At 61.7% G+C, this 13,262-nt stretch carries 13 protein-coding genes and 1 riboswitch; of the genes, 9 read left to right on the plus strand and 4 right to left on the minus strand.

Going from position 1 to position 13,262, the window contains the following annotated elements:
• Positions 1 to 61 precede the first annotated feature (61 nt).
• From PG883_RS20240 to PG883_RS20255, 4 genes are read left to right on the plus strand one after another with little or no spacing between them, the layout of a single operon-like run.
• Positions 62 to 307: a hypothetical protein gene (locus tag PG883_RS20240; RefSeq protein ID WP_139739353.1), complete on the plus strand. Its 246-nt coding sequence runs from the start codon at positions 62 to 64 to the stop codon at positions 305 to 307.
• Between the two features lie 50 nt (positions 308 to 357).
• The gene (locus tag PG883_RS20245; protein WP_270807863.1) at positions 358 to 1,038 is read left to right on the plus strand and encodes a transporter substrate-binding domain-containing protein; all 681 of its coding nucleotides are present in this window, start codon (positions 358 to 360) and stop codon (positions 1,036 to 1,038) included.
• Positions 1,035 to 1,529 carry a hypothetical protein gene (locus PG883_RS20250; protein WP_270807864.1) on the plus strand — a complete coding sequence of 165 codons (495 nt, stop codon included), beginning with the start codon at positions 1,035 to 1,037 and terminating at the stop codon, positions 1,527 to 1,529. Before PG883_RS20245 ends, PG883_RS20250 begins: the two co-directional genes overlap by 4 nt.
• Positions 1,483 to 3,051, plus strand: coding sequence for an ATP-binding protein (locus PG883_RS20255; protein ID WP_270807867.1), 1,569 nt, complete (start codon positions 1,483 to 1,485; stop codon positions 3,049 to 3,051). The genes PG883_RS20250 and PG883_RS20255 overlap by 47 nt, the downstream gene beginning before the upstream one ends.
• Positions 3,052 to 3,082: 31 nt before the next feature.
• On the opposite strand, the gene PG883_RS20260 is transcribed toward PG883_RS20255, so the two are convergent.
• On the minus strand, positions 3,083 to 3,523 hold the full coding sequence (locus tag PG883_RS20260) for a hypothetical protein (protein ID WP_270807869.1): 441 nt from the start codon (positions 3,521 to 3,523) through the stop codon (positions 3,083 to 3,085).
• Positions 3,524 to 3,684: 161 nt separating this feature from the next.
• Between PG883_RS20260 and PG883_RS20265 the strand changes: the two genes are divergently transcribed.
• The 3 genes from PG883_RS20265 to PG883_RS20275 all read left to right on the plus strand — a co-directional run bounded on the left by PG883_RS20265 (position 3,685) and on the right by PG883_RS20275 (position 7,466).
• Positions 3,685 to 5,358, plus strand: a complete 1,674-nt coding sequence (locus tag PG883_RS20265; RefSeq protein WP_270807871.1) for a sensor histidine kinase — start codon at positions 3,685 to 3,687, stop codon at positions 5,356 to 5,358.
• A gap of 76 nt (positions 5,359 to 5,434) precedes the next feature.
• Positions 5,435 to 6,163, plus strand: coding sequence for a LytR/AlgR family response regulator transcription factor (locus tag PG883_RS20270; RefSeq protein ID WP_270807873.1), 729 nt, complete (start codon positions 5,435 to 5,437; stop codon positions 6,161 to 6,163).
• Between the two features lie 109 nt (positions 6,164 to 6,272).
• Positions 6,273 to 7,466, plus strand: coding sequence for an L-lactate MFS transporter (locus PG883_RS20275; RefSeq protein WP_270807876.1), 1,194 nt, complete (start codon positions 6,273 to 6,275; stop codon positions 7,464 to 7,466).
• A gap of 72 nt (positions 7,467 to 7,538) precedes the next feature.
• On the opposite strand, the gene PG883_RS20280 is transcribed toward PG883_RS20275, so the two are convergent.
• Together PG883_RS20280 and purE are read right to left on the minus strand one after the other, a co-directional pair.
• On the minus strand, positions 7,539 to 8,663 hold the full coding sequence (locus PG883_RS20280) for a 5-(carboxyamino)imidazole ribonucleotide synthase (protein ID WP_270807878.1): 1,125 nt from the start codon (positions 8,661 to 8,663) through the stop codon (positions 7,539 to 7,541).
• Complete coding sequence (purE, locus tag PG883_RS20285; protein ID WP_029313402.1) at positions 8,660 to 9,169, minus strand: 5-(carboxyamino)imidazole ribonucleotide mutase; 510 nt, start codon at positions 9,167 to 9,169, stop codon at positions 8,660 to 8,662. Before purE ends, PG883_RS20280 begins: the two co-directional genes overlap by 4 nt.
• 207 nt (positions 9,170 to 9,376) lie before the next feature.
• Positions 9,377 to 9,554: riboswitch (cobalamin riboswitch) on the plus strand.
• Positions 9,555 to 9,606: 52 nt separating this feature from the next.
• On the opposite strand from purE, the gene PG883_RS20290 reads away from it, so the two are divergent.
• Both PG883_RS20290 and murI read left to right on the plus strand, forming a co-directional pair.
• On the plus strand, positions 9,607 to 11,472 hold the full coding sequence (locus PG883_RS20290) for a TonB-dependent receptor domain-containing protein (protein WP_270807880.1): 1,866 nt from the start codon (positions 9,607 to 9,609) through the stop codon (positions 11,470 to 11,472).
• Positions 11,473 to 11,580: 108 nt separating this feature from the next.
• Positions 11,581 to 12,369: a glutamate racemase gene (gene murI / locus PG883_RS20295; protein WP_010672351.1), complete on the plus strand. Its 789-nt coding sequence runs from the start codon at positions 11,581 to 11,583 to the stop codon at positions 12,367 to 12,369.
• A 3-nt stretch (positions 12,370 to 12,372) separates the two neighbouring features.
• Here murI and PG883_RS20300 read toward each other — a convergent pair whose 3' ends face one another.
• Entirely contained in the window at positions 12,373 to 12,864 is a 492-nt protein-coding gene (locus PG883_RS20300) for an RNA recognition motif domain-containing protein (RefSeq protein WP_029313407.1), read from the minus strand.
• Positions 12,865 to 13,262 lie beyond the last annotated feature (398 nt).

The following is a 13,262-nucleotide window of genomic DNA, read 5'->3' on the forward strand; positions in this document are numbered from 1 at the left end:
TAAATAGGCTGATTCAAGGCATTTACGGGAGAAAAAATCGGCTCAAACATGAAGAAATGAAATGACTGAGTCAGCCGAGAAGAATTTCCCCGCTTATTCGCACCTTCCCTATCAGAGCAGCATTCAATTATTGAAGCCGCTCTATATCGATACCGCCGGTTTTGCCTTTGCCCTCAATCCCAAGGAGCGGCGACTCAAGAGGATCATGGATATCGCGCTGGGGGAGATCCTCGAGGGCAAGCGGGCGGAAGTGGCCAAGCGCTGGAATGGGGGGGCCTCTCCATCGGTGCCAGCAGAATCGACCTGAGCCGCGAGCAATGGGAATGGCTGAGCAAACGGGAGAAGATCCGGATTGCGGTGAACAGCGGCATCCCGCCCCTCAGTTTCTATGACGTCACCGGTACCATGCACGGCGTAGTCGCCGATCTGCTGCAGGTCATGCGAGCCAAGCTGGGGGTGGAGCTCGAGGTGGTGCCAGTGAAGACACCGGAGCAGATGACCCAGTTGCTGGATAGTGGCCAGGTGGATGCGGGGGTGTTGAGCCCCTCTGCCGAGCGCAGGAACCGCTATCTGTTCAGCCGGGCCTTTGTCCTCGATCCCCTCTCCTATGTGGTGGGGCTGCGCCACCGGGAGGTCCCCCCTGCAGCGCTGCCCAAGACTGGCACCGTGGCCATGGTCAGAGGCTTTATCTCGACCCAGGCCATCGAGGCGGAATACGGCAAGCTGACGTCGCGGCAGTTCGATACGATTGAAGACGCCATGCGTTGTGTGGCGACGGAAGTGTGCGATGTGACCATACTGCCGCTGCGGGTGGCCAAGTACTACGTCAACAGCAAATTCCCCGATAGCCTGCTCATCACGGGAGAGCTGTTCGATTCCATCTCCATCGGTGCCGCGTTTGCGGTCACCCCCGCGCATCCCGTACTGCGGGACATTCTGGACAAGGTGATTGCCATCATTCCGCCGGATGAGCTGGAAGGGCTCTCCAACCGCTGGCGGGTCAATGTCAAACAGGAGGTGTCTCCTGGCAGGAGTTGATTCAGGAGTTCGGGGTCTTTATCGCCTTGATCCTGCTGTTGACCCTCTGGGTTGGCCTGTGGGGCCTGTCCCTGCGCAAGCAGATCCGCGAGCGGCGGTTGGTGGAGGGGGCGCTGAGCACCCAGCTCAAGTTCATCGCCGATCTGGTGGACGGGACACCTCACCCCATCTATGCGCGGGATCTGAACGGGATCCTGGTGCTGTGCAACAGCAGCTATGCCAGCTTCCTTGGCGAGCCCAAGGTCGGTCTGCTCGGCACGGGCCTGGACGACGCACGCACGCGCTGGCCTTTTCTTGCTCCCCTGCACGGGGATCTGATGCTTTCCTGTGACAGCCGCCGCGCCCAGGAGGGGGATCACCGTCTGGTCCTGCCGACGGGCGGGGTCGACGTCTATCACTGGGTTCAGCCTTACTACGATCTGGACGGCAATGTGCAGGGGGGGGGTGGGGGGCTGGATCGACGTCAGCAAACGGGTACGCCTGCTCGATGAGCTGGCGGTGGCCAGCCAGGAGGCCCAGGAGGCAAACCGTGCCAAGAGCACCTTCCTCGCGACCATGAGCCACGAGATCCGTACCCCCATGAATGCCATCATCGGCTTGCTGGAACTGGCGCTCAAGCGGGGTCGGCTGCATGAGGAGGATCAGGCCTCCCTCGCCATTGTCCATGGCTCTGCCAGCGATCTGCTGAGCTTCATCGGCGACATCCTGGATATTTCCAAGATCGAGTCTGGCCGGTTTGAACTGGCCCCCGAGCCCCATGACATCGTGACCCTGACAGCGTCGGTCATCACCGTATTCACTGCGCTGGCGAGGCAGAAAAACCTGCGGCTGGAGCTCGTCACGGGCGATCCGTCCTGGGTGCAGATCGATGGTCTTTGTTACAAGCAGGTCGTCTCCAACCTGATCAGCAACGCCATCAAGTACACCGATTGCGGATCGGTCACGGTGACGCTGGCTTCCCGGGTCAGCGATGGCTGGTGTACCGTGCAGCTCACCATTCTGGATACCGGTATCGGCATCGATCAGGCCGAGCAGGCCAGGCTGTTCGAGCCCTTCAGCCAGGCCAGCCAACCCGAGAAAATCCAGCAGTCGGGTACAGGCCTGGGTCTGATGATCTCCCGCTCCCTGTGCGAGACGATGGGCGGCTCCTTGAAACTGGAAAGTACGCCCGGGCAGGGAACCAGGGTCAGTGTCGAGATGAAGCTGCCGGTGGCCGATGCCGTGGCGATGCCCGCTGCGCCTGCACAGGAGCCGGTGGTTGAGCCGGGGCGGCGACTGGAGATCATGGTCGTGGATGATCATCCAGCCAACCGGTTGCTGGTCAGCCAGCAGCTGGCCTATCTGGGTCATGACGCCACGGCCGTCGAGTCGGGAGAAGAGGCGCTGCGGCGGCTGATCGAAGCCAGGTTTGATGTTGTCATGACCGACTTCAACATGCCCGGTATGAACGGATTCGAGCTGGCTCGTCAGTGCCGGGAGCTGGAGCGGCTGCACGGCTGGCGACGCACCGTGATCCTCGGGCTGACGGCCGATGCGCGGCAGGAGCAGATCAATGAAGGGCAGGCGGCAGGGATGGATGACTGTCTGTTCAAGCCCGTCGGACTGGAGGCGCTCGATCACTGCCTGCGTCGGCACATGCAGCGGGAAGAGCAGAGTGACATGGTCGTCTGCATGGAGGAGATCCGGCGGTATCTGGGGCCGCTGACCGCACATCAGTCGACCCTGATGGTGCCTCTGCTGGCCGAGTTTGTGCGGGCCAGTGACGACGATATCGCGAGATTGCAACGGGCCGCGGAGGAGGGGCATGTCGGCCAGTTCATCGACCGTATACATCGCCTGAAAGGGGGCGCCAGGATCATGGGCACTCTGAAACTGGTGGCGACCTGCAGCGAAATAGAATCCTGGGAGCTCGATCAGGCGAGGCTGCCCGAGGCGTTGGCCCGTTTGCAGCAAGAGTACGAGGTCGTTCGGCTGGCGGCGACCCAACTGCAGGTGATGGAAGGGGAGGAATGAAGGCATGGGAACATGCCTTCGGCTCCTGTGGTCAGCCCAGCCAGTACACCATCAACTCATAGGCGGCGTCGCCCACCTGGTCCGGTCTGGCTGACGGGGCTTGATAGCTGAGGTAATAGCGGGTCGCCTGTGCCAAGGGGAGGGCGCGGTTTGCTTCGAGGGGTTGTCCGTTGAGCGCCAGCGTGATCCGGAGATCATCCTGCTGTGGCAGGGAGCCGTAGAGTGCGCGGGCTTGCAAACGATAGGTGGTGTTGAAATCCGGGTGGCTCAGGTCTGCTGCCAGGATCTGGACGGGAGCCTGTGCCGGATCCGAATTGATGGCCTGGAGGCCTGGGTGGGTAAGCGCTACTTCCATGTTGGTCTCTTTGCTGGCGGTGGCCTGCCAGTTCAGCTGGCTCACCTGCGTATTGGCGTGAACGGCGGCACTGCTGCAACCGATCATCACTGCCAGCACCATGCTTTTTTGAAACATAGTTATCTCCTTTGTCGGACTGGGCCCTCCTTGGCGAGGGCCTCCACTTATCGGCGCTTTCCCCGAAAGCTGAACCGCTCTCCCCGGATTCGCCCATGAGTCGGCGGCAGATAAGGGGTATGATCCGCCCCCTGGCGCCATGCCATTGACGGAGGAGAGCCATGCTCGAAAATCAGATGATGTTGTTGGCGGTGTTTGAGCGGGCGGCGCTGATGCTGATGACGCTCTTTCTTCTCACCCGCACCCGGCCGTTCCAGCGACTGTTCCAGAAGCGTGACCACACCCCGGCCGAGCTGGTGCTGGTGGCGGCCATCTTCTGTCTGTTCGCGGTGTTCAGCACCTACACCGGCATTCCGGTGGAGGGGGCCCTCATCAACGTGCGGATCATCGCCATCATCTCGGGCGGCATCCTGTTCGGCCCCTGGGTCGGCATTCCGGCCGGGGTCATCTCGGGGCTGCACCGCTATCTCATCGACATGGATGGCCACACCTCCATTCCCTGTCTCATCGCCAGCATCATCGCCGGCCTGCTCGCCACCTGGCTGCACCTGCGCTGTCGCAAGTCGCGGCTCTGGCTCTATGGCATCCTGGCGGGGATGGCCTGCGAGGGGCTGACCATGCTGCTTATCTGGCAACTGACCGAGCCCCATGCGGTAGGTGTGGAGATAGTCAGTCATATTGCCTACCCGATGATCGCCGGTGCGCTCTGTATCGGGCTCATCATCAAGCTGGTGCAGGACCTGGACGACGAGAAGGAGCTGATTGCCGCCAAGCAGGCCAAGCTGGCGCTCGACATCGCCAACAAGACGTTGCCGTTTTTCCAGAACATCGATCGCCACTCCCTGAGCCAGGTGTGCGGCATCATTCGCAGCGAGATCAGCGCCGATGCGGTGGCCATCACCGATACCCGCGACGTGCTGGCCTATGTGGGGGTGGGCAAGGATTACTACGAGCTGGACGAGCACCACGCCATCAGCGACATGACCCACAGAGCGGTGCTGCTGGACCAGATCATCATCAACAACGATCTGCGCCAGTATCACCTCTCCGATTTTCACTCGGTCATCATTATTCCGCTGCGGGAAAACGGCGCCGTCAGCGGCACCCTCAAGATCTACTACCGCCGCACCAACAGCATCACCAGTTCGCTGCGGGAGATGGCGGTGGGTCTCTCCCAGCTCATCTCCACCCAGATGGAGGTGTCGCGCATCGAGCAGCTCAAGGAGATGACCCGCAAGGCGGAGTTCACCGCGCTGCAGAGCAAGATCAACCCCCACTTCCTGTTCAACGCCCTCAATGCCATCTCGTCGCTGATCCGCATCCGTCCCCAGCAGGCACGCCAGCTGATCGCGAACCTCGCGGACTACCTGCGCTACAACCTCAACAAGGGGGACACCCTCATCGACATCCAGGAGGAGCTGCAGCAGGTGCGCGACTACGTGGCCATCGAGCAGGCCCGCTTCGGCGACAAGCTGGAGGTGGTGTTCGAGGTGGACGACGTGCATATCCAGGTGCCGAGCCTGCTGTTGCAGCCGTTGGTGGAAAACGCCATCCTGCACGGCATCCAGCCCCGCAGTGCGCCGGGTCGGGTCACCATTGAGGTGAAGCAGCTGGCGGGCGGCATCCGGGTCGCGGTGCGCGACACCGGCTACGGCATCAGCCAGGCGGTGATCGACGGGGTCGCCGCCGGTCGGGTGGAGAGCCGCAGCATCGGTCTGATGAACGTGCATCAGCGGGTCAAGCTGCTCTATGGCGACGGCCTGCACCTCAAGCGGCTGGAGCCGGGGACCGAAGTCTGTTTCTATCTGCCTGATCAGGAGGCAATGCCATGCTGAAAGCCATCATAGTGGAAGACGAATGTTTGACACGGGAGGAGCTGGCCTCTCCTGTGCTCCTTATGGGGGCAATATCATGCTGAAAGCGATCATTGTGGAAGATGAGTATCTGGCCCGCGAGGAGCTGGCCTTTCTCGTGGGGCAGCACAGCAACATCGAGATAGTGGCGAGCTTCGAAGACGGGCTGGAGGCGTTCAAGTATCTGCAGGATCACGAGGTGGACGTGGTGTTTCTGGATATCCAGATCCCCGCCATCGACGGCCTGCTGCTGGCCAAGAACCTGCACAAGTCCAGCCACCCGCCCCACATCGTCTTCGTCACCGCCTACAAGGAGTTTGCGGTGGAGGCGTTCGAGCTGGAGGTATTCGACTACATCCTCAAGCCCTACAACGAGCCGCGCCTCATCAATCTGCTGCAGAAGCTCGAACTGGCGGGCAAGTCCCAGCCCCAGGGTGCGGAGTCCGGGTTGCCACAGAACCGCACCGTCAATCTGGTGAAGGGGGAGCGCATCATCGTCACCCCCTGCGAGCAGATCTACTACGCGGAAGCCGACGAGAAGCTGACCCATGTCTACACCCGTACCGATCGCTACGTGATGACCATGACCCTCAGCGAGTTCGTCAGTCGGTTGCCTGCCGAGGGGTTCTTTCGTTGCCACCGCTCCTACTGCGTCAACATCAACAAGATCCGCGAGATAGTGCCCTGGTTCAACAGCACCTATCTCATCCGGCTCCATGACCTGCCGTTCGAGGTGCCGGTCAGTCGCAGCAACATCAAGGCATTTCGTCAGCTGATGCGGCTCTGATTGTCATTCATTCCCGCCGATCTGCATTTCATGCCGTAATCGGTCGGCGGGAGCGGCGTCTTGCCTATAGTGGCCACAGTTTCCTTAAGGCCATTCCTCGAGACGCATCATGACCATCGATCTGAATCGCACCCGTTACCTCACCCTGTTGGGGACCATCATCACCCAGTTCGCGCTGGGATCCGTGTACACCTGGAGCCTGTTCAACGCCCAGCTCTCCGACAAGCTGGACGAGCCGGTCAGCCAGGTCGCCTTCGCTTTCGGCCTGCTCAGCCTCTCCCTGGCGGTGGCCTCCTCCCTGGCGGGCAAGCTGCAGGAGCGGTTCGGGGTGCGCAACGTCACCCTGGGCGCCGGCGTGCTGCTCGGCATCGGCTTCTTCCTCACCGCTCATGCCAGCAACCTGGCGATGCTCTACCTCTGCGCCGGCATCCTGGTCGGTTTTGCCGACGGTACTGGCTACCTGATGACCCTCTCCAACTGCGTGAAGTGGTTCCCGGAGCGCAAGGGGCTCATCTCCGCCTGCTCCATCGGTGCCTATGGCCTCGGCAGCCTGGGCTTCAAGTACATCAACCTGCTGCTGCTCTCCAGCAACGGCCTTGAGACCACCTTCCAGCTGTGGGGGCTGATCGCCATGTCCATGGTGCTGGTGGGTGGCATGCTGATGAAGGATGCGCCCCAGCAGGCCGCCGCCGTGCAGCAGAGCGAGAATCGCGACTTCACCCTGGCCGAGGCGATGCGCAAGCCCCAATACTGGATGCTGGCGCTGATGTTCCTCACCGCCTGCATGAGCGGTCTCTACGTCATCGGCGTAGCCAAGGACATCGGCGAGAAGATGGTGGGCCTGCCGGCCGTGGTCGCCGCCAACGCCGTCGCCATCATCGCCATGGCCAACCTGGGCGGCCGGCTGGTGCTGGGCATCCTCTCCGACAAGATGTCCCGTATCCGGGTCATCACCATCGCCCAGTTGATTACCCTGGCGGGCATGGCGCTGCTGCTGTTCGTGCCGCTCAATGCCAACCTCTTCTTTGTGGCGGTGGCCTGTGTGGCGTTCAGCTTCGGCGGTACCATCACCGTCTACCCCTCGCTGGTGAGCGACTTCTTCGGCCTCAACAACCTGACCAAGAACTACGGCGTCATCTATCTGGGCTTTGGTCTGGGCAGCATCATCGGCTCCATCGTGGCCTCCCTTTTCGGCGGCTTTATGGCGACCTTCAACCTCATTCTGGTGTTGCTGGTGGTGGCCTTGGTGCTCTCCCTCACCATCCGCCTGCCTGCTCCCGTTGCGGCTGTCGACAGGGCCTGATCCCTCTCGCTTCTCAAATCATAAAAAAAGACCCGGGCCTTGGCCCGGGTCTTTGCATGTCAAGGGGTGGACTCAGCGCGGAGGCAGACCCAGCAGGGCGCGCAGCTGGTGCGCGGTGGCCTCGACGGCGGGCCAGTGACGGCCAGTGACGGTGACGTGGCCCATCTTGCGGCCGGGGCGGGCTTCGCCCTTGCCATAGAGGTGAAGGTGGACCCCGGGCAGGGCCAGGGCGCTAGCCCAGTCCGGCGTGCCGTCTTGCCACAGATCCCCGAGCAGGTTGAGCAGGATGGCGGGCTGAACCTCAGCCTGTGCCGGCAACGGCAGATCGCACAGGGCGCGCACCTGCAACTCGAACTGGCTGCAACCGGCGTTGTCGATGCTGGGGTGACCCGAATTGTGGGGCCGGGGGGCCATCTCGTTGACCAGCAGCTCACCGCCGACCAGGAAGAACTCCACCGTCAGCACACCCACATAGTCGAGGGCGGCGATGATGTGCTCGGCGATGCGCTGGGCCTCGCGCTCCAGGGCGGGCACATTGGCCGGGGAGCGGGTCTGATCCAGGATGCCGCCGCTGTGCCAGTTCTGCACCAGGGGCAGGGCACTGATGGCACCGCTCGGACTGCGGGCCAGGGTGAGGGCAAACTCCCCCTCCAGCGGCAGGCGCTTCTCCAGCACGCAAGGGACACCGCTGGCGGCCAGGGCCGCTGGCAATTCGCCCGCATTGTGGATAGTCCACTGCCCCTTGCCATCGTAGCCCTCGCGGGCGGTCTTGAGGATGGCGGGGAAGAGGTCGCTGGGCAGGGCGGGCAGCGGCTCGCCCGGCAGCAGGGTCAGGTTCGGGGCAACCGGTACGCCAGCGCGGGTCAGGAAGGCTTTCTCTTCCCGGCGATCCTGACAGACACGTACTGCACTCGCGGCCGGGCGCACCGGCTGGTACTGCTCCAGTAGGGCCAGGGAGGCGGCGGGCACGTTTTCGAACTCGCAGGTGATGGCATCGCAGCGGCTGGCCAGATCGCGCAGGGCATCGGCATCGTCATAGGCGGCAACGATCTGCTCGTCGGCGGCTGCACCGGCGATGCTGATGGGGTCCGGGTCCAGCACGATCACCTTGTAGCCGAGACGGTGGGCAGACATCACGAAGTAGCGGCCGAGCTGGCCGCCACCGAGCATACCCAAAGTGGCGGGGGGCAGTATCATGCCGGCTCCTCCAGGGTGAGCGCCAGCACCCGGTCGCGCTCCTTGGCGCGGAAGCCGTCGAGCTGCTGGTGATAACGGGGAGCGTCGCCATCCTGGGCGACAGAGAGCAGGGACACGGCGAACAGACCGGCATTGGCGGCACCCGCCTCGCCGATGGCGAAGGTGGCGACCGGCACGCCCTTGGGCATCTGCACGATGGAGAGCAGGGAATCCATCCCCTTGAGCTGGCGGGTGGGGATGGGCACGCCCAGCACCGGGATCGTGGTCTTGGCGGCCAGCATGCCCGGCAGGTGGGCTGCGCCGCCGGCGCCGGCGATGATGGCGCGCAGACCACGATCGCGCGCACTGGCGGCATATTCAAACAGGAGATCCGGGGTGCGATGGGCGGATACGACGCGCGCTTCATAGGGCACGCCGTGCTCCTTGAGGATGCGGGCGGCGGCCTGCATCACGGGCCAGTCAGAGTCGGAGCCCATTACCAGGCCGATCATAGGGGGGGTCGTCATTACGGCTTCCTCGGATGTCAAACGTTTGCTGCATGTTACCAAAAAGCCGTGGGATCTGGCTCAACATTTCTTGTGTTTGACCCGCTCGAATGACGGTCAACGAGCCTCAAGGTACGAGAGGGGGCGAGGATCTGCGCCACTTGGCACCGACTTTGGGTAAAAACGACATTAGAAATCCAGATGGCTATACATCCAAGGCAGCTCTGCCTATAATCCCCCCGCTTTGGCGCATCATGCTTAAAAGGGAATCCGGTGAGAATCCGGAGCTGGCGCGCAGCGGTAAGGGGGAACGAAGCGACATCAGGGCACTGCCGTCAGGTGGGAAGCCGTCGCCGTAGGCCATCAGCCCCCAAGCCCGAAGACCTGCCAAAGTTCGTATTTCGGGCCGAGAGAAACCGGCCACGAAGTAGATGCTTACGCGAACTTAAGGATCTCTCATGTCCAAGACATTATTGGCGGCTGCCCTGTTGCCAACGGCGGCCTTTGCCCAACAACTGACCATCCCCGTCAATCCCACCATGGTGGTGACCGCTACCCGTGTCGCCCAGCCTGCCTCCAGTGTGCTGGCTCCCGTCAACGTGGTGACCCGTGACGAGATCGATCGCCTGCAAGCCCAGACCGTGACCGACGTGGTCAAGACCCTGCCCGGCGTGGAAGTGGTGAGCAATGGCGGCCGTGGCCAGCTGAGCTCGCTGCGGGTGCGTGGCGGCACCTCTTCCCAGACCCTGGTGCTGGTGGACGGGGTGCGTAGCGCCTCCCTGACCGCCGGGATGACGGAGCTCAACAACCTGCCCCTCAACCAGGTGGAGCGCATCGAATATATCCGCGGCGCGCGTGCCACTATCTATGGTTCGGATGCCATCGGCGGGGTGATCAACATCATCACCCGTCCCGATCCCGCGACCAACAAGCACAAATTCAATGTCGGTGTCGGCTCCCACAAACAGCGTCAGGCTGCCTTCAGCAGCGCCAGCCAGGTGGGTGATGCGGGTCAGATCAAGGTCGCTGGTGGTTTCGATGACGAGACCGGCTACAACGTGCACCCCATCGCCGGGGTGAACGATGGCGACAAGCATGGCCACCGGGGCTACAACGCCATGGTGGATTATCAGCAGGCGCTGGCCAGCAACTGGGATCTGTTCGGTACGACCCGCTGGTTCCGCAACATTGCCCAGTACGACAGATCCTCTGCCGCTTCCGCCTGGGGCCCGGCGTTTCATCAACGCAACGAGACCTGGACCGAGAACCAGAGCTACCAGCTCGGCTCCCGCTATCATGACGAGCGCTACCTGAGCGAGCTGCGCGGCGCCTTCTCCAAACAGGATGCCTACGACTACCCGGATACCAGCGGCCGCGATCAGTCCGCTGATCGACTCTATACCCGTCAATACACCCTGAACTGGGTCAACAGCGTCAAGTTGGACGAGAGCTGGACCCTGGGGGGCGGCGCCGACTGGCAGCGCGACATGCTGGACGATAGTTCCCGCTCCTCTGGCGTCGCCTTCCCGAGTGAGGCCGATGAGCGTGACAACACCGGGCTCTATGCCCTGGCCCAGTTTGACAACCAGGTCTGGCAGGCCGAGCTGAGCGGTCGCAGCGATGACAACGAGCAGTTCGGACGTCACAACACCTGGCAAACCGGCGCTGGCTGGCGCTTCGTTGAGGATTATCGCCTCAGTGCCCGTTACGGCACCGGTTTCCGTGCCCCCTCCTTCAACGATCTCTACTACCCGGGGTCCGGCAATCCGGATCTGAAGCCGGAAGAGTCGAAAAGCCACGAGTTGATGCTGGACGGACAGACCGCTGGTGTGGAGTGGCGCTTGACCGGTTATCGCAACGACTTCGAGCAGATGATCCAGTGGGCACCGGACAGCCAGGGCATGTGGACGCCGCAAAACGTCGGCAAGGCGCGGATTGAAGGGGTTGAGCTGGAAGGGGAGTTCGAGACCGGTTGGCTGAGCCATCGCGTTTCCGCCGAATACAAGGATCCCAAGGACAAGGTCACCGACAAGCAGTTGCAGTTGATCTCCCGCAAGGGGGCCAAGTGGGTGAGCCAGGCGCAGTGGCAGCAGTTCGATGGCTCCCTGAGCTGGATCTACCAGGGTGAGCGTTATGGTGACGCGGCCAATACCACCCAGCTGGGCGGCTACAGCGTGTGGAACCTGGCGGTGGGCTACCAGGTTGCACCGTCCTGGAAGGTCTCCGGCAAGATCAGCAACCTGCTGGACAAGGAGTACCAGACCTCGGTGGGTTACCCGGCTGACGAGCGTGCCTACTATGTGACGGTGGACTACGCACTCTGATCCCCTTGTCTGGATCTGAAAAATCAGGGGCCCTGCCATTGGTAGGGCCTTTTCTATTGGCGCCGGGCGGGAGTATGATCGCGGCCTCGCATTCAAGGGGGAGCTCAGGTGGCCAATATTCTCGTGTTCGACTCCGGTATGGGCGGTCTGACTGTCTATGGGGAGATCCGTCGCGCTCTGCCGGAGCACAACTATTTCTACAGTTTCGACAATGCCCACTTTCCCTATGGCGAGCTGAGTGAGGCGGCCCTCATCGAGGCTTGTACCGGACTGGTCAGCCACATGGTGGCCGAGCACGCCATCGATCTGGTGGTGATCGCCTGCAATACCGCCAGCACCATTGCCCTGCCATCCCTGCGTACCGCACTCAGCATTCCCGTGGTCGGCGTGGTCCCCGCGATCAAGCCTGCCGCCGCCCTGACCCGTAACGGCTACATCGGTCTGCTGGCAACGCCCGGCACCGTCAGCCGTGACTATACCCATGAACTCATCGCCCAGTTCGCCCCGGGCAAGCATGTGCTGCTGAAGGGGGCCACCGAACTGGTTATCGAAGCCGAGCGCAAGCTGGCGGGGTTGCCGGTCAATATGGCCCTGCTCAGAGAGGTGCTCGCAGACTGGATGGAAGGGGAGGAGAGGCCGGATACCCTGGTGCTGGGATGTACCCACTTCCCCTTGCTCAACGAAGAGATCAAACAGCTGATGCCGGAATGCCAACTGGTCGATTCGGGTCTTGCCGTGGCAAGGCGGGTGGCGCATCTGCTGGCGACACTGCCGGTCCAGGCGCCTGGCGAGGGGACGGGACGTGCCTACTGCACGCGACTGGATGCAGGGGCCCAGAAACTGACAGCCCCCTTGCAAGCTTGGGGGCTGTCGTCACTCGAAGAGGTGGTGTACTGAATATCAGGCGTCGACGTCGTTGACGTCCTTCTCATCCCGGTCCCGCTTGTCATTTGCTTCACGCACTTTCAGGGTGCGCTGCTGATACTCCTTGTCATTGAGCGCGGCGATGGCCTTGGCCGCATCGGCGACAGGCATCTCCACAAACCCGAAGCCCCTGCGTTTGCCGGTGGCCTTGTCCTTCATCAGACGAACTGACAGTACCTGACCTTGCTCGGCAAAGAGTTCGCGCACCGCAATCTCGTTGGCGCGATAGGGCAGGTTGCCTACATATAAGGTACAGGTCTCCTGGCTGGTCGCCTGTTCGAGGGCGGTGGCAGGCGCACGGTTAAGGAAGAGCGGTACCACGAAACCGCCAATGGCCAGACCGGCGGCAAAAATGACTTCGACTTTCAGAGAGAACTGCAGGGCCTGGGCAACCAGATAGCCGAGCAGCGCCAATACCAGAGCAAGAACTGCTGCCTGCACATAAACGGGAAACTTGGATAAATTCATCTTTAAAGACCTTTTGTAAATGAAAGCAAAAAAGGTGCAACACTCTATTCACCTTCATGGTAACCAGCTTTACGACCAGACGCTACCATGGACCACTTGAGGCAAATTATCCGCTTCAGTATGGCATTCCTTCAGCCAGGAAGATCCTGATAAATGCCAATAAAAGAGGGCTGAAATCATCAGCTTGTGGATAACATTGTATATATACACTGGGTAAGTTGTTTCTAACTGGATAATTTGAAGTTTCCGTGACTTTCTTCAAAAAATCCCTTGTCATCGTAACCGGTCTCCCTATAATGCGCCCCTACCAGCACGGCGGACTACGCCAACCTGATGAGCCAGCTTTCTTGCGAAGTGGGCGCCGAAAGAAAAGCGAAAACAACCGCTTGACTTTCGAA

The organism is Aeromonas sp. QDB25, assembly GCF_027707725.1.
Lineage (GTDB): Bacteria > Pseudomonadota > Gammaproteobacteria > Enterobacterales > Aeromonadaceae > Aeromonas > Aeromonas caviae.